Genomic DNA, 20,926 nt, shown 5'->3' with positions numbered 1-20,926 from the left:
TCAGCTCAATTCCCGCGCGTGTCGATCGTCGCTTCCATCGACAGGCCGACGCGCAGCGGGTGCGCCTTCAGTTCCTTCGGATCGAGCGCGATGCGGACCGGCAGGCGCTGCACGACCTTGACCCAATTGCCCGTGGCATTCTGCGCCGGGATTAGCGAAAAGGCGGCGCCGGTGCCGCCGGCGATGCCGATCACCTTGCCGCGATAGACCACGTCGCCGCCATAATAGTCCGAGGTGAGCTCGACCGGTTGGCCGATGCGGATGCGCTTGAACTGGCTTTCCTTGAAATTGGCGTCGACATAGGCGGTGGCGATTGGAACCACGACCATGATCGGCGCGCCCGCGGCGATCCGCTGCCCCACCTGCACCTGCCGGTTGGTGACGACGCCGTCGACCGGTGCGCGGATCACCGTGCGTTCGAGGTCCAGCCGCGCCTTGTCGAGCCGCGCCTGTGCCGCCGCGACGTCGGGGGCGGTGTCGATCGTCGTACCGCGCACTACCGCTTCGGCGGCGCCGAGATCGCCGCTCGCCGATCCGCGCGTCGCCTCGGCCGAGGTGATTCCCGCTGCCGCAAGGTCGCGCGCCGCGCCCGCCGAGGCAAGCGCCGTACGCGCCGCGGTCAGTTCTTCGGCCGATACGGCGCCGGTGCCGGCGATGCTTTCGCGCCGCGCGAGTTCGGCGCGTGCCTTGGCGACCGCCGCGTCGGCGTCGCGCAGCCGCGCCTGCGCCTGCGCGATCTCGGCGCCGCGTGCACTGACACGCGCGCGCGCCGCATCGGCGTTGGCGCTCGACTGTCCGTAGCGCTGGCGCGCCTGGCGGAGCGCCGCTTCGGCATCGGCGACCGCGATCCGCTGGTCGGCATCGTCGAGGATGACGAGGACGTCGCCTTTCTTCACCACCTGCGTGCCGCTGACGCGGACCTCCTTGACCGGGCCCGAGACGAGCGCGGTCACCGTCGCGGAATCGGCGCCGACATAGGCGTTGTCGGTCGAAACGCGACCGGCCTGGGTGAGGAAATACCAGACACCCCACAGCGCCGCGATCGACACGACGACGATCGCGAGGATGCGCAGCAGCTTCTTGCGCTTTGCCATTGCTTCGCCGTTTTCGGGGGACGCGGGTTCGGGGAGAGCCTCGCTATTTGCCGCAGCCGTATCGTCGGCCATCGTCATTCTCCTGTCTGGGTCTGGTAGCCGCCGCCGAGCGCGCGGATCAGGGCGATATCGAGGGAGAGCCTGCGCGCCTGCAGGTCGGCGACCTGACGCGCGAGCTGGGTCATGCTGTCTTCTGCAACGAGTTGCTCGAGCTGGTTCGACAAGCCGGCACGGTAGCGGAGGCCCGCGAGCTCAACCGCGTCGGTCGCGGCCTTGAGCGCGTCCTGCCGCTCGGAGAGTTGGCGCTCGGTCGCTGCGCGGCTGGTGACGATGTCGGCGACGTCACGCAGCGCGGCGATCAAAGTGCGGTCATAATTGGCAACCGCGCTGTCGAAATCGGCACGCGCGCCGCGATAGCGGCCCTGCAAGCGCCCGCCGTCGAAGATCGGCAGGCTGATCGCCGCACCGAAATTGCCATAGTCGGACCCCGATTTGAACAGGTTGGAAAGGCCGAGCGATTGAAGCCCAATGAGCGCCGACAGGTTGATGTTCGGATAGAAATCGGCGCGCGCGACGTCGACCCGCTTCGCCGCCGCCTCGGCGCGCAGCTTCGCCGCGATGATGTCGGGACGGCGGCCGACGAGGTCGATGCCCGCCTGCGGCGGCAGGCCGATCCCCGGCGACGCAAGGGCCGGCCGCGCGATCGTCAGGCCGCGGTCGGGGCCCGCGCCGACGAGCGCGGCGAGCCGGTGGCGCGTCGTCGCGATCGCTTCCTCGAGCGCGGCGATGTCGGCGCGCGCAGAGGCGGCGCGGCTTTCCGCCTGGCGCTCGGCTGACCGATTCTCGATCCCTGCCGCGGCGCGCCGACCCGAAAGTTCGGCGCTAGCACTGCGCACGCGCACCGCTTCCTTCGCGACGTCGAGGGCGTGATAATAGCCCGCGAGATCGGCGTAGGCCGAAGCAATTCCCGTCGTCAGCATCAGCCGCGCCTGCGCTTCGTCGACGCGCGCCGCTTCGGCTTCCGAGGTCGCGGCGGCGAGCGCCGCGCGATTCTTGCCCCACAGATCGAAATCGAGGCTGAAGGTCGCGGCGACATGGCCGGTATCCTGAATGCCGTCGGGAACGAAGGCAGGCGGGATGCCCAGATTCTTGCTCTGCTGGGTGCCGCCGGCGCTGCCCTCGACCCCAGCGCGCGGGAGCAGCGCGGCGCCCGCCTGCTGCGCCAGCGCCTCGGCAGCGCGAACGCGCGCCGCAGCGGTCGCCATGTCGGGCGAACCCTTCAGCCCCTCGGCGATCAACGTGTCGAGCTGGGCGTCGCCGAAGCCCTGCCACCAGCCTTCGACAGGCCACGCGCCCGCAGCGTCGGCGAAGCTCGCTGCCGACTCGAACGACTCGGCGGGTGCCGGCGCCGGCCTCGGCCCGACGTCGGGAACAGCGGCGCACGCCGACAGAAGTCCGAAAAAGGCGCCCAAAACAAGGGAAGAGGGGAGAGTTCGATAAGGCATGGAATCCAACGATACTAGCTGGTATCATGCGTCATTGGACCTTGGAGAATGCGTTGTCAATCGAAATGATACCAGACAGTACGGCACCGCTGGACGACGCCGCAACGGCGCGGCGCAAGGCGTTCGTCGATGCGGCGCGCGAGGCTTTCTTCACCAACGGCTATGCCGGGACGACGATGTCGTCGATCGCCAGCAAAGTCGGCGGGTCGAAAACGACGCTGTGGAGCTATTTTCCGTCGAAGGAGGATCTGTTCGAGGCGGTGGTCGACGGCATCGTCGAAGAATATGGCGACGCGCTCGCGGTCGACCTGCCGCTCGACGAACCAGTGCCCGAGGTGCTGCGCCGCTTTGGCAATCTGCTCATGACCAAGCTCACCGCGACGCCGATCCTTTCGCTTTTCCGTCTCGTCGTCGGCGAGGCTGAGCGCTTCCCGCACCTCGCCAAGACCTTCTATGATCGCGGCCCGCGCCGCGGCAAGGCCCGCGCTGCCGAATGGGTCGGCGAAAAGATGGCCCGCGGCGAGATTCGCATGGGCAATCCGCTGCGTGCCGTGCAGCATTTCACCGGGCTCTGCCAATCGGGCCTCTATCAGTTCGCGGTGCTCGGCCTGCCAGAGGGCCGCGACCTCGACCGGCTCGCTGCCGAGATCGACGACGCGGTCGACATCTTCTACCGCGCGTGGAGGCCCGACGCCTGACTCCCCTGCCTCACAACTCCACGGTTGCCAAAATGCCGCATCGCGCTATGGGCGGCGGCGCGGGGCGATGTCCCGCATGATCGCGCCGGTGCCCCGCGAGGGGCTTAATAGGGAATGCGGTGAGAAGGCGCTGCCTTCGAATCCGCGGCTGTCCCTGCAACTGTAAGCGGCGAGCGCGACGCACCGCCCCGAACGTCTTTCCGGGGCAGCCACTGGGATCCGTCCCGGGAAGGCGTGCGTCAAGCGACGACCCGCGAGCCAGGAGACCTGCCGGCGTGGGTCGCTTATGTCTCAGGTCCAGGGAAAGGCCGGGGCACGGAGAGTTTCCGTCGAGCGACGACCAAGCGGTGGAGCCGCTTCGGTGTCGGGGTCGCGGTCCTTCACGCCGCCGACTGACCCGGACATCGGTCGAGCGCAGGCGCGTTTCGGCAGGCCCCGCCTTCGTTGTCGGCGTCGGGGGACTCCCATGTTGAAGCCTGTCACTCTTTCCTTGATCCTGTCGGCGGCGGCGACGCCCGCCTTTGCCCAGACCGGTTCGCCCGCCGACGATATCGTCGTCACCGCATCGGGCATCGAACAGCCCCGCGATCAAACCGGGCAGGCGATCACCGTCATCGATTCCGACACGATCGCGAAGCGCCAGACGGTCGACGTCGTCGATCTGCTCGCCACCACCCCCGGCGTGCGGTTCAGCCGCACCGGCAGCACCGGCTCGGTCGCGGGGGTATCGCTGCGCGGCGCCGAGACGACACAGACGCTTGTGCTGATCGACGGCGTCAAGGTGAACGACCCGAGCGGGATCGGCGACGGCTATGATTTCGGCCCGCTGCTGACCGGCAACATCCGCCGGATCGAAGTGCTGCGCGGATCGAACTCGGTCGTCCACGGCAGCCAGGCGATCGGCGGCGTGGTCAGCCTGACCACCGCCACCCCCGCCGAAGGGTTCGCTGCGGGCGCCGCGGCCGAATATGGCTATAGCGACACGGCGAGCGCGCGCGCCGACGTGTCGGGCACCGCGGGCGCGGTGTCGGGCGGCGTCGGCGCGGCCTGGTTCCGGACCGACGGCATCTCGTCGGCCGCGCCCGGCACCGAACGCGACGGCTATAAGAATTTCGCGGGCAATGCGCGACTGAAACTCGCCCTCGGCGACGCGCTGAGTCTCGACCTGCGCGGCTATTACATCCACGCCGATCTCGACTATGACAGCTTCTTCGGTCCCCCGGCGGACAGCGCCGACGTCGCAAAGCTCGACCAATATATCGGCTATGCCGGGCTCAACCTCGCGCTGTTCGACGGCCGGTTCACCAGCCGCGCGGCGGTGACCTGGCTGCGTAACGACCGCGACTATTATTTCGTGCGCGGCACCGCGCCCGATTACGGCTATTCGGGAAGCAACCTGCGCTTCGAATATCAGGGCGTCGTCACGCCGGCCGACCGCGCGAAGCTGATCTTCGGCTATGAGCACGAGCGGCCCGACTATGATTTCTTCGGCTTCGGATCGACCGACAGCCAGCGCGCGAACATCGATAGCGTCTATGCGCTGGGGATCGTCCAGCCATTCGCCAGCCTGTCGCTGACCGGCGGCGTGCGCCACGACGACCACAGCCAGTTCGGCGGCGCGACGACCTTCGGCGCCAACGCCAATTATTCGCCGAACGGCGGCGCGACCAATGTCCGCGCGAGCTATGGCGAGGGGTTCAAGGCACCGTCGCTCTATCAGCTCTACGACAGTTTCAGCGGCAACGCAGCGCTGCGGCCCGAACGGTCGAAAAGCTATGACCTCGGCATCGACCAGAGTCTGGCGGACGGGCGCGCGGTGATGTCTCTGACCGCCTTTGTGCGCAACACCACCGACCAGATCAATTACGACAACGCCACTTCCAAATATGGCAATATCGACCGCACCCGCGCCAAGGGGGTCGAGGCGACACTCGCGCTGCGCCCCGTCGACGCGCTGAACGTCACCGCCTCCTACTCCTACATCGATGCCCGCGACCGTTCGGGACGCCCCGCATTCGACGGCAAGCGCCTCCCCCGCCGCGCCGAGCAGGCGATCAGCCTGTCGGCCGACTATGACTGGTCGTTCGGCCTGTCGACCGGGGCGACGCTGACGCTGGTTGGCGACAGCTTCGACGACGCGGCGAACCTCGTCCCGCTCGACGGCTATGCGCTCGCGGGTGTTCGCGCCTCCTTCCCGATTGGCGGGCATATCGAGCTGTACGGCCGCGTCGATAATCTGTTCGACGCCGATTATGCGACCGCCGCGGGCTATGGCGTCTATGGCCGCGCCGCCTATGGCGGCGTCCGGCTGAGTTTCTGACCGTGAAGCCCCGTACCGACGCCGAGCATAAGGCGAAGATGGTCAAGCTGCAGGCGGCGCAGGCGAGGAAGATCGCGACCAAGACGGTCGAAAAGGGCCTCGTCATCGTCCACACCGGTCCCGGCAAGGGCAAGAGCTCGGCCGCCTTCGGCATGGCGATCCGCGCGATCGGACACGGCATGAAGGTCGGCATCGTCCAGTTCGTCAAAGGCGCGATGGCGACCGGCGAGCGCGCAGTGTTCGATCGCTTTCCCGAGCTTGCCGCGTTCAAGCCGATGGGCGAAGGCTTCACCTGGGACACGCAGAACCGCGCGCGCGACATCGAAGTCGCCCGCGAAGCGTGGGAGGAAGTGAAGCGGATGATCGCCGACCCCGCCTACAAGATGGTCATCGCCGACGAGCTCAATATCGTGCTGCGCTATGATTATCTGCCGGTCGAGGAGGTGCTGGCGACGCTCGCCGCCAAGCCCGCGATGACGCATGTCGTGATCACCGGCCGCAACGCGCCACAGCCGCTGATCGACGCCGCCGATCTCGTCACCGAAATGACGCAGGTCAAGCATCCCTTCCGCGAGCAGAATGTCCGCGCGCAGGCGGGGGTCGAGTTCTGATGCGCGGCCTGCTCGCGATCCCCCTGCTGCTCGCCGGCGCAGGGGCCTTGTGGGCTGCTGCACCTGCAAGCGCGCCGAAGGCCCCCGCGACGCCTAAGCGCATCGTCTCGGTCAATCTCTGCGCCGATCAGCTCGTCCTCGCGCTCGCCGACCGCGGGCAGATCGCGGGGTTGACCCACAATGCCGCCGATCCCGAACTGTCGGCCGCGGCGGCCAAGGCGCGCGGCCTGCCGCTGCTCGGCAATTCGGCCGAGCAGATTTTGGCGATCGACCCCGACCTCGTCGTCGGCATGCCCGCGAGCCGCAGCGCCGCGCTCGCCGCGCTGCCCGGCCGGACCTATCCGCTGCTCGATCTCGACACCGCCGACCGGCTGGGTCAGATCTACACCTCGATCCGCCAGACCGCGAAGGCCGTGGGACATGCCGATCGCGGCGAAGCACTTGTTGCAAAGATGGAGCACGACCTTGCGGGGTTGCCGAAGCCGGGGCGCGGGCGCGTCGCCGCCTATTATCAGCGGCGCGGCTACATGACCGGCACCGGCACATTGATCGACGAGTTGATGACCCGCCTCGGCCTCGTCAATCTCGCCGGCAAGCTCGGCAAGCCGCCGCTGTCGCAGCTAAGCCTCGAGGAAATGGTGGCGGCACAGCCCGATTTCCTGATCGTCGAGAGCGCGACCGATACGATCACCGACCAGGGCAGCGAAATGCTCCATCATCCCGCGCTGAAAAATATTCCGCGCATCAGCATCCCGCAGGCGTGGACCGTGTGCGGAAGCCCCGAATATAGCGTCGCCGCGCGCAGCATCGTCGCGCAGATCGCGGCGATCGACGGAGGGCGGCGATGACGCGCTGGATTCTCGTCGCCGCACTCGCGGCGCTCACACTCGCCGCCGCGGTCGCCTCGCTGCTCTTCGGCCCCGTCGATCTGTCGCTCGCACGGCTTGGCGCGGCGGCAAGCGGGCATGGCGATGCGGTCGCGACGACGATCCTTTTCGAGCTCCGCCTGCCGCGCACCTTGCTCGCGCTGATCGTCGGCGCGGCGCTCGGCCTGTCGGGGGCGGCGCTACAGGGTTATCTCCGCAATCCGCTCGCCGAACCTTCGGTGCTCGGCACCTCGAACGCTGCGGCGCTCGGCGGGGTTGCCGCGCTCTATTTCGGCTTTGCACAGATACATCCCGCCGCGCTGCCCTTGCTGGCGATCGGCGGCGCGCTCGCCTCGCTCGCTCTGCTGTTCGCGCTCGCGGGGCGGTCGGAAAGCCCGCTGACCCTGATTCTCGCCGGCATCGCAGTCGGCACGCTCGCGGTCGCGGGGACCAGCCTGGCGCTCAACCTGTCGCCGAATCCCTTCGCGGCGATGGAAATCATGACCTGGCTGCTCGGCAGCCTCGAGAACCGCTCGTTCCAGCATGTCTGGATCGCGCTGCCCTGCGTCGCGATCGGCATGGCGATGCTGCTGTGGAACGGCCGCGCGCTCGACGCGCTGACCCTCGGCGAGGATGCGGCGCAGGCGCTCGGCGTCGACATCAGGCGGATGCGGCTCCGCCTGCTCGTCGGCACCGCGATCGGGGTCGGCGGTGCCGTCGCCGTGTCGGGCGCGATCGGCTTCGTCGGCCTGATCGTCCCGCACCTGATCCGCCCGCTCACCGACCGCAGCCCGTCGGCGATCCTCCTCCCTTCGGCGATCGGCGGCGCGGCGCTGCTGACGCTCGCCGACCTCGGGGTGCGGATCATCCCGACGACGAACGAATTGAAGCTCGGCGTCGTCACCGCCTTCCTCGGCGTTCCGGTCTTTCTCGTCCATCTGATGCGGGAGAAAAGGCTATGGTGACGATCGCGCTCGAACAGGTCGGAGTCACGCTCGGCCATCGCGTCGTGGTCGCGGATGCGAACGCGACGTTCGTGCCCGGCACGCTGACCGGGATCGTCGGCCCCAACGGCGCGGGCAAGTCGACGCTTGCCCGTGCGATGCTCGCGCTCGTTCCCGCAAGCGGAACGGTGCAAATCGACGGCACCGACGCCGCCGCGATGCCGCGCGCCGACCTCGCCCGGCGCATCGCCTATCTGCCGCAGGGGCAGACCTTGCATTGGCCGCTGACCGTCGAGCGGCTCGTCGGGCTCGGCCGCCTGCCGCATCTCGCCCCGATGTCGCGAGTATCGGGCGCCGATACCGCCGCGATCGAGCGCGCGATGGAACGCGCCGACGTCCTCGGGCTCCGGGACCGGATCGCGACCGAATTGTCGGGGGGAGAGCGCGCCCGCGTCCTTTTCGCCCGCGCGCTCGCGGTCGAGGCCGCCGCGCTGATCGCCGACGAGCCGCTCGCCAGCCTCGACCCCGGCCACCAGATCGACGCGATGGACCTGCTCCGCGCCGAAGCCGACGCCGGCGCGCTGGTCATCGCGGTGCTCCACGACCTCAGCATGGCGGCGCGCTATTGCGACCGGTTGCTGATCGTCGACAAGGGCAGGATCGTCGCCGACGGAACCCCGCCCGCGGTCCTGACCGCCGACCTGTTGCGCGCCGTCTACGGCATCGACGCACGGATCGAAACCGGCGGCGACTGGCCGACCGTGACGACGCTCGGGCGCGCACGATGACCCCCGCGACGCAGTTCGCCGAACAGGGTTATGCCGCCGTGCCATTGTTCGATCGCGCGCGCATCCTCGCGGCGCGCGAGGACATCGCCGAACATATCGACCGCGTCGCGCGCGCGCTCTACCTGCCGTTCGAACAGAGCTGTCCCGACGCTCCGCTGACCGAGCGGATCGACCAAGTCTACGCGCGCGAACGCAGCATCGCGAACCTGCTCCGCGTCGCCGTCTGCACCGACGCGCATCGGGGATCGCGATTGCAGGCGCTGGCGAACGATCCCCGGCTGATCGACGCCGCCGAGACGCTGTGCGGCCGCAAGCTGGCGGGCCGGATCGTCCGCGTCCGCGCCAGCATCGCCTGCTTCCCCGAACATCGCCACGCGTGGCACAGCGACGTCGCGCGCGACGACGGCACCGGCTGCGGTAAGGTGCTGGTGACCGCGTGGATTCCGCTCGGCGACGTGGGGCCAGAGAGCGGGGGGCCGGAAAGCGGCGGACTGGAGGTCGCGGCGGCGCGCCAGCCGGCACCGCTGGGCGAGCAGGTCGCGGATGGCTTTGAAATCCCCGACTATCGCCTCGCCGACCTGCCGCGCGTCCGCCCCGATTGCCCGGCCGGAACCGCGCTGTTCCTCGACCGCTTCACCCCGCACCGCACCCTGCCGGCGCGCGCGACACGCTTCGCGCTCGTCGTGTGGATGAAGGCCGCCTGATCGCTGTTGCAACGCAGCAATTGACCGCCGCCCCGATATTGCGTTAGGGGCGCGTCCAGCGACAGGTTCCCCGAAAGGGGATCAAAAGGGAACGGGGTGCAAGACCCCGGCTGCCCCTGCAACTGTAAGCGGAGAGCCATCGGGCCACATGCCATTGGGACTTGAAGTCCCGAGAAGGCGGCCCGAACCGGCACCGACCCGCGAGCCAGGAGACCTGCCCGTCGCCGTCGTCTTTCGTGCGGACAGGGTGTGCCGGGCGGACGGGGAGTGAACCCGAGCGACGACAAAGGTGGCCGTGCGCACGCACGGGCCGATGTCGTGCGTCCCCATGGGGCGGGCTCCATCGACCCTGCGCGCAAGCGGCCTTGTCGATGGGGTTATCCATGTTCAGGACTGTTTTTCGTACCACGCTTTCCGTGGCCGCCATCGCGGCCGCGCTGCCTGCTTTCGCCGACGAAGCCGCCGACGCCGACAGCATCATCGTCACCGCGACGCGCGCACCGCTGACGCTCGACGAAATTCCCGCGTCGGTGGCCGTGCTCGACAAGGAGGCGATCGACCGTAGCCAGGATATCGGCGTCACCGAATTGCTGCTCCGCACGCCGGGCATCAGCATCTCGCGCAACGGCGGCTATGGCACGTCGACCTCGCTCCGCATCCGCGGCGCCGAATCCGAACATACGGTGGTGGTGATCGACGGGGTGAAGCTCAACGATCCCTCGTCGACCGGCGGCGGCTTCAACTTCGCCAACCTGCTCGCCGGCGATATCGCGCGGATCGAGGTGCTACGCGGGCCGCAATCGATCCTCTGGGGCAGCCAGGCGATCGGCGGCGTGGTCAATATCGTCACCGCAACTCCCGAAAAGCCGCTCGAAGGCAGCTTCGACGTCGAGGCGGGCTCGCGTGAGACGGTCAGCGCGCGCGCCGCGATCGGCGGCCGCACCGGCCCCCTCGCCTGGCGCATCGGCGGCCAGCGCTTCACCACCGACGGCATCTCCTCCTACGCCAGGGCGTTCGGCGGGGTGGAGCGCGACGGCTATCGCAATTACAATCTGTCGGGCCGCGCCGAGCTGGCGCTCGCCGACAACGTCAGCATCGACCTGCGGGGCACCTATGCGAGCGGGCGCGTCGAATTCGACGGCTTCAGCGCCGACAGCGCCGATTATGGGCTGAGCAAGGAATTCGTCGGCTATGCGGGCCTGAACGTCGACCTCGCCGACGGGCGTTTCCGCAACCGGATCGCCTATGCCTATACCGACACCAACCGCGACAATTTCAACCCCGACCGCGCCCGGCCGCGCAGCTTCGAGGCCGACGGCCGCAACACGCGCTGGGAATATCAGGGCAGCTTCGACGTTAGCGACCGGATCCACGCGATCTTCGGGGTCGAGAATGAGCGCTCCTCGTTCCGCAGCCGCTCGCCCTCGGCCTCGCTCGCGACGCCGCTTCCCGCCTTCGCGCGCGGCAAGGCCGAAATCACCAGCGTCTATGGTCAGCTCAGCGTCGAGCCCGTCGCCGGGCTGACGCTGAACGGCGGCGTGCGTTACGACGACCACAACCGCTATGGCGGCCAGACCCTGTTCACCGCGGGCGGGGTATGGCGGCTTGCCACCGGCACCGTGCTGCGCGCGAGCTATGGCGAAGGCTTCAAGGCGCCAGGCCTCTATCAGCTGTTCAGCGAATATGGGAATGTCGCGCTCGACCCCGAAGAGGCGCACGGCTGGGAAGCGGGGATCGAGCAGCATCTGTTCGATCGCAAACTGGTCGTCGGCGCGACCTGGTTCGACCGCAAGACGGTGAACCAGATCGTCTACAACGGTTGTTCGTCGGGCTCGACCGATCCGCTCTGCTTCGTGCCCGGCGATCCCACGACGCCGCGCTACGGCTATTATCTCAACATTGCACGCAGCGAGGCCCACGGCATCGAGGCCGCGGCGGCGCTGTCGCTCGGCGGGCTGGCGCTCGACGGCAATTACAGCTGGATCGTCGCCGAAGACCGCTCGCCCGGCGCCAGTTTCGGCTATTGGCTGCCGCGCCGGCCGCGCGAAACCGCCAATGCGTCGGCGAGCTACGCCTTCGGCTTCGGGCTGGAACTCGGCGCGGCGGTGCGCTGGTCGGGCAAGAGCTATGACAATGCCAGCAACGCGCAGCGGCTGGACGACTATACGCTCGTCGACCTGCGCGCCGAGCTCAAACTGTCGGACGCCGTGAAGCTGTTCGCGCGCGCCGAGAATATCTTCGACGAGGACTATATGACCGCCTATCGCTACGGCACGCTCGGCCGCAGCATCTATGCCGGCATCCGGGGGCGCTTCTGATGGCGCGCGCAATGTCGGACCGCGGCGCCTCGATGCTGTGGATCTCGCTGCTGACCGCGGCGAGCACGGGGACCACCCTGCTGCTCGCCTGCGCGACGCCCTTCCCCGCGCTCGCGGCGCTCGCCGCGGTGCATATGCGCCCGCGCGACGGCGTGGCGCTGATGCTGCTCGCGTGGGCGGCGAGCCAGGCGGTGGGCTTCGGCCTGCTCGGCTATCCGCACGATCCGCTAACGTTCGGCTGGTGCGTCGCACTTGCGACCGCCGCGGTCGGCGCAGCGCTCGCAGGCTATGCGGTGCTCGATGTGTTGGGCAAGGTTCCCGTCGCGGCGCAGCTCGCGACCGCCTATGGCGCCGCGTTCGCCGCGTTCAAGGGCGCGATCGCGCTGTGGGCGCTGGCGCTCGGCGGGCTCCACACCGCCATCGCGCCCGAGTTGCTCGCCGAGCAGTTCGTGCGCAACGGCGCGATCCTCGCCGGGCTCTATCTCCTCTATCGCATCCTCGTCGCGGCGGGGGTTCCGGCGCCGCCGCGGCGCGAAGCGGCAGTCTGATGCTGACGCGCGTCGATCCCGGCCCGGCGGTGGTCGCCTGCTCGACCTGCCGCCTCAGCCGCGACGCGCGGAGCGATGCGGCGGGCGTCAGCGGCGGCGCCCGCCTCATCGAGGCGCTGCACCGCGTCAAGGCCGGCGACCCGCGCTATGCCGGGATCGCGGTGCAGGCGATGCCGTGCCTCTTCGCCTGTCAGGATCATTGCACCGTCCACCTGCGCGCGCCGGACAAGGTCGGCTATGTCCTCGGTCGCTTCACCCCCGACGAGAACGCCGCGCGCGCGATCCTCGATTATGCCGTCCAACATGCGGCCAGCGACCATGGCCGGGTGGCCTATGCGGACTGGCCCGAGGGCGTCAAAGGCCATTTCATCGTCCGCACCCCGCCAGCCGGATATGTCGCCGAATGATCTTTCCCTCGCTTGCTGCCTTCGAGGCTGCTCTCGCCGACCTGCGCGGTCCCGACGCCGCCGCCGAAGCCGCCGCGCGGGCCAGGCAGGCGCGGCTTACCAAGCCCGCCGGATCGCTCGGCCGGCTCGAGGAGATCGCCGTCTTCATCGCAGGCTGGCAAGGCCGCGAGCGCCCGCAGATCGATCGCGGCCGCGCGGTCGTCTTCGCGGGCAATCACGGCGTGACCGCGCACGGCGTCAGCGCCTTTCCGGCCAGCGTCACCGCGCAGATGGTCGCCAATTTCGCGGGCGGCGGTGCCGCGATCAACGCCTTGGCGGGCGCGGCGGGCTTGGCGTTCAAGGTCGTCGCGATCGATCTCGATCGGCCGACCGCCGATTTCACGGCCGCCCCGGCGATGGGCGAGGCCGAATGTCTTGCGGCGCTGAACACCGGGGCGGCGGCGGTCGCCGACGATCTCGACCTCCTCGTCCTCGGCGAGATGGGGATCGGCAATTCGACCGCCGCCGCCGCGCTCTGCGCGCGGAGTTTCGGCGGCAACGCGCGCGACTGGGTGGGGCCCGGAACGGGTGTCGACGACGCCGGCGTCGCGCGAAAGGCGGCCGTCATCGATCGCGCGATTGCCTTTCACGACAGCGCTCCGCGTTCGGGGTTCGAGACGCTGCGCCGGGTCGGCGGGCGTGAGATCGCGGCGATCGCGGGCGCGACCCTGCGCGCACGGCAGCTCGGCATTCCGGTGCTGCTCGACGGCTTCATCTGCGGTTCGGCCATCGCTCCGCTCGCCGCCGACAATCCGGCGATCACCGCGCATTGCCTCGCGGGCCATTGTTCGGCCGAACCCGGCCACGCCCGGTTGCTCGACCGGCTCGGGCTCGACCCGATCCTGACGCTCGGCATGCGGCTCGGCGAAGGCAGCGGCGCGGCGGTCGCGGCGGGGGTGGTCCGTGCGGCGCTGGCCGCGCACGACCGAATGGCGACCTTCGACGAAGCCGCCGTGTCGGGCGCGCTATGACCGGCGTGGCGCTCCACTTGCTGCGCCACGGCGCGCCCGAGCGGCCAGGCCTGTTGCTCGGGCGTACCGACGATGCCCCGACCGCCGAAGGCCTCGCCGTCTGCGCCGATCGGGCCGCCGGGCTGAGCTTTGATCGGGTGATCGCGTCGGACCTGCAACGCTGCCGCCTTGCCGGCGAAGACATCGGCGCGGCGCGCGACCTGCCGCTGACCGTTGACGCACGCTGGCGCGAGCTCGATTTCGGTGCATGGGACGGCAAGGCGCCCGGGGCGATCGATCCCCATGCGCTCGGCCGTTTCCGGGCCGATCCCGACGCCTGCCCCCCGCTCGACGGCGAGCGCTGGTCGGCACTCGTCGCGCGCGTCGCCGACGCGATCGACGCGCTCGAGCCGGTACCGACGCTGGTCGTCACCCACGGCGGCGCAATGCGCGCGGCGCTCCATCACCTGTGCGGCTTCGACCAGCGCGCGGTGTGGGCCTTCGATCTGCCCTATGGCGCCGTGCTGTCGCTTCGCCTGTGGCGCAGCGAGCGAACCGCGCAGATCACGGGCCTTCGCGCATGAAGGGGCTCTTCATAGCGACCCGGTTCCTGACCCGGCTGCCGGCGCCGCGCGTGACGGTATCGAGCGCCGAATTCGCAGCATCGATGCGCTGGTTCCCCGCCGTCGGGCTGATCGTCGGCGCGCTGGTCGCGGGCGGAGGCTGGGCGGGCGCGAAACTCGATCCCTGGACCGGCGCGCTCGCGGCGCTGCTGCTGTGGGTCACGGTCACCGGCGCGCTGCACCTCGACGGTCTTGGCGACATCGCCGACGCAAGCGGCGCCGCGCACAAAGACCCCGTGCGCCTGCGCGCTGTCCTCGCCGATCCCCACGCGGGCGGCTTCGCGGTGGTGGCGATTGCGCTCCAGCTTCTTGTCAAGCTCGTGCTGCTGCACGGCCTGATCGCGACCGAAGCCTTTACCGCCATCCTGCTCATACCCTTCGCGGCGCGCATCGCGCCCTTGCTCTGGTCGCGCTGGCTGCCCGCTCTCCACGACGGGCTCGGGTCGCGATTCCGCGGCGCGGTGCGCCCCGTCGCTATCGGCCTCTGGACGATCCTGCTGCTTGCGCTGGCGCCGCTTTCGCCGTCGCTCCTCGCCGCGCCGCTCGCCATGCTGCTTTGGGGCTGGTGGCTGCGCCGCCGGATCGGCGGCATCTCGGGCGACGGTCACGGCGCGGGCATCGAGGTGACCGAAAGCCTGCTGCTCTTCGCGGCGTTGCTCTGGGCGCACCTCGCATGACCCCCGACTGGACGTGGCACGGCGGCGCGCTCGAAGCCGCGAAGCGCCATTTCGGTACCGGCGACGCGCCGTGGCTCGACCTGTCGACCGGGATCAACCCGCATCGCTGGCCCGGCGCCGACAAGATGGCGATCGACTGGCATCGGCTTCCCGAGCGCGAAGCTCTCGCGCATCTCGAAGCCGCCGCCGCGGCGCATTTCGGGGTCGAAGCGCGCCATGTCTGCGCGGTTCCGGGCAGCGAGGTCGGCCTGCGCCTCGCGGGCCGGATCATCGGCGGCGCGGCGCGGCATGTCGCCCCCGCCTATCGCACCCATGGCGAGATTTTTTCCGACAGCGCGCCGATCGACCGCGCCGAAGCACCGACCTGCAAAGGCACACTGCTTCTCGCCAATCCGAACAATCCGGACGGGCGCATCGTCGATATCGCGATGCTCGACGCCATGCTCGCGGAGCGTGAGGGCTGGTTGCTCGTCGACGAAGCCTTTGCGGACTGCGCCCCCGTGACGAGCATCGCGCACCGGATCGATGCCGACACCCGCCTGCTCGTCTTCCGATCCTTCGGCAAATTCTTCGGCCTCGCGGGCGTTCGCCTCGGCTTCGTGCTCGGCCCGCCGTCCTTCCTCGACGCGCTGCGCGTGTTGCTCGGCGCCTGGCCCGTATCGGCTGCGGCGATCGCCATCGGCACCGCCGCCTATCGCGATCGCGACTGGATCGATACCATGCGGAAGCGGCTCAGCAGGGAAGCGGCCGCGCTCGACGCGCTGTTCGCGCGCCACAACCTGCCCGTCACAGGCGCCTGCCCGCTGTTCCGGCTGGTCGAAACCGCCGAAGCCGGCGTGCTGTTCGATCGGCTTGCACGCGCCGCGATCCTGACCCGACCCTTTGCCGATCGACCGCTCTGGCTACGCCTTGGCTTGCCGGGAAGCGCTGCGGCGCTGGCCCGGCTCGATGCGGCGCTCGGTGGCTGAGCCCGTCGCTCTCGCCGCGCTCGCGCTCGACGCTGCGCTCGGCTGGCCGACCCCGCTCTACCGGCGCATCGGCCATCCGGTCGGGATGTTCGCGCGGCTGATCACCGCCTGCGAAGCGCGGTGGAACCACCGCGATGCAGGCTTTACCGGCCGCCGCCTGCTCGGCGTTCTCACGCTGCTGCTGCTCCTGTTGGTCGCGGGCGGCGGCGGCTGGGCGCTGCAACGCCTGCTGACCGACGCGCTCGGCGACGCCGCGTGGATCGGCATCGCTCTCTTCTCCTGGCCCGCGCTCGCGCAGCGCAGCCTGTTCGACCATGTCCGCGCGGTCGCGCAGGCGCTGGGCACCGACGACCTTGCCGAAGCACGGCGCGCGGTCGGCGCGATCGTCGGGCGCGACACCGCCGCGCTCGACCGGAGCGGCATCGCCCGCGCGGGCATCGAAAGCCTCGCCGAAAGCTTTTGCGACGGCGTCGCCGCGCCGCTTTTCTGGCTGCTGTTGCTCGGCCTGCCGGGGATATGGGCGTATAAGGCGATCAACACCGCCGACAGCCTGATCGGGCATCGCGAGGAGCGCTGGCGCGCCTTCGGCTGGGCGGCGGCACGCGCCGACGATCTCACCAATCTGGTTCCGGCCCGGCTCGCGGCGGTCCTGCTCTGCGTCGCGGGCGGCGGCGGGTGGCGCATCATGGTTCGCGACGCCGGGCGCCACGCCTCGCCCAACGCCGGCTGGCCCGAGGCGGCGATGGCAGGCACACTCGGCCTTCGCCTCGCGGGTCCGGTCGCCTATGACGGCGTCATGCACGACAAAGTCTGGATCGGCGACGGACGGGCGGAGGCGGCGGCCGCCGACATCCACCGCGCGCTTCGCGTCTACGTCCGCGCCTCTGCGCTGCTATGGCTGATCGCGGGAGGTGCGGCATGGGCGCTTTGATGCTGCAGGGGACCGGCTCCGACGTTGGCAAGTCGGTGCTCGTCGCGGGCCTCTGCCGCGCGCTCGCGAATCGCGGCCTGTCGGTACGCCCGTTCAAACCGCAGAATATGTCGAACAACGCGGCGGTTACCGGCGACGGCGGCGAAATCGGGCGCGCGCAGGCGCTCCAGGCCCTCGCCTGCCGGGTGGAACCGCACAGCGACATGAACCCGGTGCTGCTGAAGCCGCAGGCCGACCGCACCTCGCAGCTCATCGTTCACGGCCGCGTGCGCGGCACGCTCGGCGCCGCCAATTTCCGCGAGGCGCGCGGGTCCTTGCTCACCGAGGTTCTGGAAAGCTACGCCCGGCTCCGCACCCAATGCGATCTGGTGATCGTCGAGGGCGCGGGCTCGCCCGCCGAGATCAATCTGCGCGCGGGCGATATCGCGAACATGGGCTTCGCACGCGCGGCCGCAGTCCCGGTGGTGCTGGTCGGCGACATCGATCGCGGCGGCGTCATCGCGTCGGTCGTCGGGACCGGGGCGGTGATCGATCCCGGCGACGCCGCGATGATCCGCGGCTTCCTGATCAACAAGTTCCGCGGCGACCCCGCCTTGTTCGACGACGGCTATCGCGAGATCGAACGGCGCACCGGCTGGCGCGGCTTCGGGGTCGTCCCGTGGCTCGACGCGGTCAAACATCTGCCGAGCGAGGATGCGGTGGTGCTCGAACGCGGGGGCGCGATGCCCGACGGCACGCTCGTCGTCGCCTGCCCGATCCTGCCGCGCATTTCCAATTTCGACGATCTCGACCCGCTGAAGCTCGAGCCGGGCGTCCGGCTCGTGATGGTCCCGCCGGGGCGGCCGATACCCGCCGAGGCGGCGCTGATCGTGCTGCCCGGCTCAAAGGCCACCATCGCCGACCTCGCCGCGCTGCGCTGCGAGGGCTGGGATATCGACATTCGCGCCCATGCCCGGCGCGGCGGTCATGTGCTGGGGCTGTGCGGCGGCTATCAGATGCTCGGGCGGCTGATCGTCGACGATGGCGGGATAGAGGGCGCGCCGGGCCGCGCCGAAGGCCTTGGCTTGCTCGACGTCGAAACCCGCCTCGCGCCCGCGAAAACGCTTCGAGCCGTGACCGGCACTGCGCTCGGCGCGCCGATCGCGGGGTATGAAATGCATATGGGGGAAACGACCGGCGCCGGAACCGAGCGCCCCTTCGGGATGATCGGCGGCCGGCCGGAAGGCGCGATCGGTGCCGACGGGCGCGTGATGGGCAGCTATGTCCACGGTCTGCTCGCCAGCGCTGAATTACGTCACGCCCTGCTCGCCCGGCTGGGCACCGTCGGCGGCGAACGCGATTATCATGCTGCGGTCGACGGCGCGCTCGACGCGATTGCCGCCGAGCTCGAACGCCATGTCGCGATCGACGCATTGATCGCCATCGCACAGCAGGAGGCCGGGGCGTGATTCACCTCATTCTCGGCGGTGCGCGTTCGGGCAAGAGCCGCCACGCGCAGACACTGGCCGAAGCGTTTGCCGGCGAACTGGTCTTTATCGCGACCGGCGAAGCCTTCGATACCGAAATGGCCGACCGGATCGCGCGTCACCAAGCCGATCGCAGTCCGCGCTGGCGCACGATCGAAGCACCGCTCGCGCTGGCCGACGCGATCCGCGACGCCGCGGCGCCCGATCGCCTGCTGCTCGTCGACTGCCTCACGCTGTGGGCCTCGAACCTGATGCACGCGAACCGGGATGTCGCCGCCGAAACGGCCGAACTGATCACGGCCTTGCGCGCCGCGAGCGCCCCGGTTCTGCTCGTCGCGAACGAGGTCGGCCTCGGCATCGTCCCCGGCAACGCGCTTGCCCGCGCCTTCCGCGATACTGCGGGACGGATGAATCAAATGATCGCGGCAACGGCCGACCAGGTGACGTTCGTCGCGGCGGGCCTGCCGATGCGGCTCAAATGACAAAAACCCGCCGTCCCTTTCGGGAAAGCGGGCTTTTTGTTGGTTGCGGGAGTAGGATTTGAACCTACGACCTTCAGGTTATGAGCCTGACGAGCTACCGGGCTGCTCCATCCCGCGTCAACCAGTATGCGGCGCCTTCCGGGCCGCCAAAACAGCAAAAGGCCGGCATCGCTGCCGGCCTCTAACTTTGTGAATGGGTTTCCGTTTCGACCTTACGTCGGCTGCAATGCCTGGCGACGTCCTACTCTTCCAGGGCTTGAGCCATAGTACCATCGGCGCTGTCAGGTTTCACGGCCGAGTTCGAGATGGGATCGGGTGGGTCACTGACGCCATGGTCACCAAGCAATGAAGCCGGCGTAGGTCAAAAAGGGTTTCAATCGATATCCGTGCAATACTGTCTGATCAATCATCCGCATCAAGCGGACAAACCGGTCAGGCTTGTCGTTGATGGCGGGACTCTTAAGTGCGAATAGAGCAATTAGTATCGGTTAGCTCCACGCGTTACCGCGCTTCTACATCCGATCTATCAACGTGGTGGTCTTCCACGGCTCTAAGAAATCTTATCTTGAGGGAGGCTTCCCGCTTAGATGCTTTCAGCGGTTATCCCGTCCATACATAGCTACCCTGCTGCGCGGCTGGCGCCACGACAGGTACACCAGAGGTATGTTCAACCCGGTCCTCTCGTACTAGGGTCAACTCCTCTCAAATTTCGACGCCCACGGCAGATAGGGACCAAACTGTCTCACGACGTTCTGAACCCAGCTCACGTACCACTTTAATTGGCGAACAGCCAAACCCTTGGGACCTGCTCCAGCCCCAGGATGTGATGAGCCGACATCGAGGTGCCAAACGATTCCGTCGATATGAGCTCTTGGGAATCATCAGCCTGTTATCCCCGGCGTACCTTTTATCCGTTGAGCGATGGCCCTTCCACTCGGGACCACCGGATCACTATGACCGACTTTCGTCTCTGCTCGACTCGTCAGTCTCGCAGTCAGGCAGGCTTATGCCATTGCACTCTAACAGACGGTTTCCAACCGTCCTGAGCCTACCATCGCGCGCCTCCGTTACTCTTTAGGAGGCGACCGCCCCAGTCAAACTACCCGCCACAGAGGGTCCCTGATCCAGTTTCATGGATCGAGGTTAGACATCAGAAAACAACAGGGTGGTATTTCACCTATGGCTCCACACCGGCTGGCGCCAGTGCTTCAAAGCCTCCCACCTATGCTACACAGTTCTTTCCTAATGCCACTCTGAAGCTGCAGTAAAGGTGCACGGGGTCTTTCCGTCTAACCGCGGGTACTCCGCATCTTCACGGAGAATTCAATTTCGCTGAGCATCTCCTGGAGACAGTGGGGAAGTCGTTACGCCATTCGTGCAGGTCGGAACTTACCCGACAAGGAATTTCGCTACCTTAGGACCGTTATAGTTACGGCCGCCGTTTACCTGGGCTTCATTTCGGAGCTTGCACCCCTCCACTTAACCTTCAGGCACCGGGCAGGCGTCAGGCCCTATACGTCGTCTTGAAGCCGACTTAGCAGAGCCCTGTGTTTTTGCTAAACAGTCGCTACCCCCTGGCCTGTGCCCCCCACAAATGGTTGCCCAAATGTGGGGCCTCCTTCTTCCGAAGGTACGGAGGCAATTTGCCGAGTTCCTTCAGGAGACTTCTCTCAAGCGCCTTGGTATACTCTACCATCCCACCTGTGTCGGTTTAGGGTACGGTCTATAATGGAGGGGCTATTTCCTGGAACCTCTTCAAAGCCTGACCAATCCAATAAGGTCAGACAATATACGAGATCCGTCACACACCTCCAGGCCCACGAATATTAACGTGGTTCCCATCGACTACCCCCTTCGGGCTCGTCTTAGGGGCCGGCTTACCCTGCTCAGATTAGCTTTAAGCAGGAACCCTTGGGATTTCGGCGAGAGGGCATCTCACCCTCTTTATCGCTACTCATGTCAGCATTCGCACTTCCGATACCTCCAC

General features: G+C 68.2%; 19 protein-coding genes, 1 tRNA gene, 2 rRNA genes and 2 riboswitches (1 of these 24 running past the window's edge). Of the genes, 17 read left to right on the top strand and 5 right to left on the bottom strand.

Annotation, left to right across the window (positions count from 1 at the left end):
* Positions 1-5 precede the first annotated feature (5 nt).
* Positions 6-1,166: an HlyD family secretion protein gene (locus tag ACVENA_RS01015; RefSeq protein WP_449327279.1), complete on the bottom strand. Its 1,161-nt coding sequence runs from the start codon at positions 1,164-1,166 to the stop codon at positions 6-8.
* A gap of 2 nt (positions 1,167-1,168) precedes the next feature.
* Positions 1,169-2,599 carry an efflux transporter outer membrane subunit gene (locus ACVENA_RS01010; RefSeq protein ID WP_449327278.1) on the bottom strand — a complete coding sequence of 477 codons (1,431 nt, stop codon included), beginning with the start codon at positions 2,597-2,599 and terminating at the stop codon, positions 1,169-1,171.
* Positions 2,600-2,664: 65 nt separating this feature from the next.
* On the opposite strand from ACVENA_RS01010, the gene ACVENA_RS01005 reads away from it, so the two are divergent.
* From ACVENA_RS01005 to cobU, 17 genes are all read left to right on the top strand, one after another.
* The gene (locus tag ACVENA_RS01005) at positions 2,665-3,297 is read left to right on the top strand and encodes a TetR/AcrR family transcriptional regulator (protein ID WP_449327277.1); all 633 of its coding nucleotides are present in this window, start codon (positions 2,665-2,667) and stop codon (positions 3,295-3,297) included.
* Positions 3,298-3,367: 70 nt separating this feature from the next.
* Positions 3,368-3,586, top strand: a riboswitch (cobalamin riboswitch).
* A 177-nt stretch (positions 3,587-3,763) separates the two neighbouring features.
* The gene (locus ACVENA_RS01000) at positions 3,764-5,617 is read left to right on the top strand and encodes a TonB-dependent receptor plug domain-containing protein (RefSeq protein ID WP_449327276.1); all 1,854 of its coding nucleotides are present in this window, start codon (positions 3,764-3,766) and stop codon (positions 5,615-5,617) included.
* Positions 5,618-5,619: 2 nt separating this feature from the next.
* Positions 5,620-6,228 (top strand): cob(I)yrinic acid a,c-diamide adenosyltransferase, encoded by a 609-nt coding sequence (gene cobO, locus ACVENA_RS00995; protein ID WP_449327275.1) that lies wholly within the window; start codon positions 5,620-5,622, stop codon positions 6,226-6,228.
* Positions 6,228-7,076: an ABC transporter substrate-binding protein gene (locus ACVENA_RS00990; protein WP_449327274.1), complete on the top strand. Its 849-nt coding sequence runs from the start codon at positions 6,228-6,230 to the stop codon at positions 7,074-7,076. Before cobO ends, ACVENA_RS00990 begins: the two co-directional genes overlap by 1 nt.
* Positions 7,073-8,059 carry a FecCD family ABC transporter permease gene (locus ACVENA_RS00985; RefSeq protein ID WP_449327273.1) on the top strand — a complete coding sequence of 329 codons (987 nt, stop codon included), beginning with the start codon at positions 7,073-7,075 and terminating at the stop codon, positions 8,057-8,059. The genes ACVENA_RS00990 and ACVENA_RS00985 overlap by 4 nt, the downstream gene beginning before the upstream one ends.
* On the top strand, positions 8,053-8,826 hold the full coding sequence (locus ACVENA_RS00980) for an ABC transporter ATP-binding protein (RefSeq protein WP_449327272.1): 774 nt from the start codon (positions 8,053-8,055) through the stop codon (positions 8,824-8,826). Before ACVENA_RS00985 ends, ACVENA_RS00980 begins: the two co-directional genes overlap by 7 nt.
* Positions 8,823-9,530, top strand: a complete 708-nt coding sequence (locus ACVENA_RS00975; RefSeq protein WP_449327271.1) for a hypothetical protein — start codon at positions 8,823-8,825, stop codon at positions 9,528-9,530. Before ACVENA_RS00980 ends, ACVENA_RS00975 begins: the two co-directional genes overlap by 4 nt.
* A 46-nt stretch (positions 9,531-9,576) precedes the next feature.
* Positions 9,577-9,766: riboswitch (cobalamin riboswitch) on the top strand.
* A 147-nt stretch (positions 9,767-9,913) separates the two neighbouring features.
* On the top strand, positions 9,914-11,848 hold the full coding sequence (locus ACVENA_RS00970; RefSeq protein ID WP_449327270.1) for a TonB-dependent receptor plug domain-containing protein: 1,935 nt from the start codon (positions 9,914-9,916) through the stop codon (positions 11,846-11,848).
* The gene (locus ACVENA_RS00965) at positions 11,848-12,396 is read left to right on the top strand and encodes a hypothetical protein (protein WP_449327269.1); all 549 of its coding nucleotides are present in this window, start codon (positions 11,848-11,850) and stop codon (positions 12,394-12,396) included. Before ACVENA_RS00970 ends, ACVENA_RS00965 begins: the two co-directional genes overlap by 1 nt.
* The gene (locus tag ACVENA_RS00960; RefSeq protein ID WP_449327268.1) at positions 12,396-12,803 is read left to right on the top strand and encodes a DUF1636 domain-containing protein; all 408 of its coding nucleotides are present in this window, start codon (positions 12,396-12,398) and stop codon (positions 12,801-12,803) included. Before ACVENA_RS00965 ends, ACVENA_RS00960 begins: the two co-directional genes overlap by 1 nt.
* On the top strand, positions 12,800-13,813 hold the full coding sequence (gene cobT, locus ACVENA_RS00955; protein WP_449327267.1) for a nicotinate-nucleotide--dimethylbenzimidazole phosphoribosyltransferase: 1,014 nt from the start codon (positions 12,800-12,802) through the stop codon (positions 13,811-13,813). The genes ACVENA_RS00960 and cobT overlap by 4 nt, the downstream gene beginning before the upstream one ends.
* On the top strand, positions 13,810-14,376 hold the full coding sequence (locus tag ACVENA_RS00950; RefSeq protein WP_449327266.1) for a histidine phosphatase family protein: 567 nt from the start codon (positions 13,810-13,812) through the stop codon (positions 14,374-14,376). The genes cobT and ACVENA_RS00950 overlap by 4 nt, the downstream gene beginning before the upstream one ends.
* A complete protein-coding gene (locus ACVENA_RS00945; protein ID WP_449327265.1) occupies positions 14,373-15,092 on the top strand; it encodes an adenosylcobinamide-GDP ribazoletransferase in 720 nt (239 codons plus the stop codon). The genes ACVENA_RS00950 and ACVENA_RS00945 overlap by 4 nt, the downstream gene beginning before the upstream one ends.
* Positions 15,089-16,060 (top strand): aminotransferase class I/II-fold pyridoxal phosphate-dependent enzyme, encoded by a 972-nt coding sequence (locus tag ACVENA_RS00940; RefSeq protein WP_449327264.1) that lies wholly within the window; start codon positions 15,089-15,091, stop codon positions 16,058-16,060. The genes ACVENA_RS00945 and ACVENA_RS00940 overlap by 4 nt, the downstream gene beginning before the upstream one ends.
* The gene (cbiB, locus tag ACVENA_RS00935; protein ID WP_449327263.1) at positions 16,053-16,991 is read left to right on the top strand and encodes an adenosylcobinamide-phosphate synthase CbiB; all 939 of its coding nucleotides are present in this window, start codon (positions 16,053-16,055) and stop codon (positions 16,989-16,991) included. The genes ACVENA_RS00940 and cbiB overlap by 8 nt, the downstream gene beginning before the upstream one ends.
* Positions 16,979-18,439 carry a cobyric acid synthase gene (locus ACVENA_RS00930; RefSeq protein ID WP_449327262.1) on the top strand — a complete coding sequence of 487 codons (1,461 nt, stop codon included), beginning with the start codon at positions 16,979-16,981 and terminating at the stop codon, positions 18,437-18,439. The genes cbiB and ACVENA_RS00930 overlap by 13 nt, the downstream gene beginning before the upstream one ends.
* The gene (gene cobU / locus ACVENA_RS00925) at positions 18,436-18,939 is read left to right on the top strand and encodes a bifunctional adenosylcobinamide kinase/adenosylcobinamide-phosphate guanylyltransferase (protein WP_449327261.1); all 504 of its coding nucleotides are present in this window, start codon (positions 18,436-18,438) and stop codon (positions 18,937-18,939) included. Before ACVENA_RS00930 ends, cobU begins: the two co-directional genes overlap by 4 nt.
* Before the next feature lie 40 nt (positions 18,940-18,979).
* On the opposite strand, the gene ACVENA_RS00920 is transcribed toward cobU, so the two are convergent.
* The 3 genes from ACVENA_RS00920 to ACVENA_RS00910 all read right to left on the bottom strand — a co-directional run.
* Positions 18,980-19,056 (bottom strand) — tRNA-Met (locus ACVENA_RS00920).
* A gap of 111 nt (positions 19,057-19,167) precedes the next feature.
* Positions 19,168-19,282 (bottom strand): 5S ribosomal RNA (rrf, locus tag ACVENA_RS00915).
* A gap of 116 nt (positions 19,283-19,398) precedes the next feature.
* Positions 19,399-20,926, bottom strand: a 23S ribosomal RNA gene (locus ACVENA_RS00910) (it continues 1,263 nt past the right edge of the window).

Source organism: Sphingopyxis sp. 550A (genome assembly GCF_053569535.1).
This window is presented reverse-complemented; position numbering and strand designations above follow the sequence as displayed.

Excerpts from the sequence above, each read along its gene's own strand:
- ACVENA_RS00950 (WP_449327266.1), top strand. The coding sequence starts at position 13,810 with ATGACCGGCGTGGCGCTCCACTTGCTGCGCCACGGCGCGCCCGAGCGG.
- ACVENA_RS00985 (WP_449327273.1), top strand. The coding sequence starts at position 7,073 with ATGACGCGCTGGATTCTCGTCGCCGCACTCGCGGCGCTCACACTCGCC.
- ACVENA_RS00945 (WP_449327265.1), top strand. The coding sequence starts at position 14,373 with ATGAAGGGGCTCTTCATAGCGACCCGGTTCCTGACCCGGCTGCCGGCG.
- ACVENA_RS01005 (WP_449327277.1), top strand. The coding sequence starts at position 2,665 with ATGATACCAGACAGTACGGCACCGCTGGACGACGCCGCAACGGCGCGG.
- cobT (WP_449327267.1), top strand. The coding sequence starts at position 12,800 with ATGATCTTTCCCTCGCTTGCTGCCTTCGAGGCTGCTCTCGCCGACCTG.
- ACVENA_RS00990 (WP_449327274.1), top strand. The coding sequence starts at position 6,228 with ATGCGCGGCCTGCTCGCGATCCCCCTGCTGCTCGCCGGCGCAGGGGCC.
- ACVENA_RS01015 (WP_449327279.1), bottom strand. The coding sequence starts at position 1,166 with ATGGCCGACGATACGGCTGCGGCAAATAGCGAGGCTCTCCCCGAACCC.
- ACVENA_RS01000 (WP_449327276.1), top strand. The coding sequence starts at position 3,764 with ATGTTGAAGCCTGTCACTCTTTCCTTGATCCTGTCGGCGGCGGCGACG.
- ACVENA_RS01010 (WP_449327278.1), bottom strand. The coding sequence starts at position 2,599 with ATGCCTTATCGAACTCTCCCCTCTTCCCTTGTTTTGGGCGCCTTTTTC.
- ACVENA_RS00930 (WP_449327262.1), top strand. The coding sequence starts at position 16,979 with ATGGGCGCTTTGATGCTGCAGGGGACCGGCTCCGACGTTGGCAAGTCG.
- ACVENA_RS00960 (WP_449327268.1), top strand. The coding sequence starts at position 12,396 with ATGCTGACGCGCGTCGATCCCGGCCCGGCGGTGGTCGCCTGCTCGACC.
- ACVENA_RS00965 (WP_449327269.1), top strand. The coding sequence starts at position 11,848 with ATGGCGCGCGCAATGTCGGACCGCGGCGCCTCGATGCTGTGGATCTCG.
- ACVENA_RS00970 (WP_449327270.1), top strand. The coding sequence starts at position 9,914 with ATGTTCAGGACTGTTTTTCGTACCACGCTTTCCGTGGCCGCCATCGCG.
- ACVENA_RS00940 (WP_449327264.1), top strand. The coding sequence starts at position 15,089 with ATGACCCCCGACTGGACGTGGCACGGCGGCGCGCTCGAAGCCGCGAAG.
- ACVENA_RS00975 (WP_449327271.1), top strand. The coding sequence starts at position 8,823 with ATGACCCCCGCGACGCAGTTCGCCGAACAGGGTTATGCCGCCGTGCCA.
- ACVENA_RS00980 (WP_449327272.1), top strand. The coding sequence starts at position 8,053 with ATGGTGACGATCGCGCTCGAACAGGTCGGAGTCACGCTCGGCCATCGC.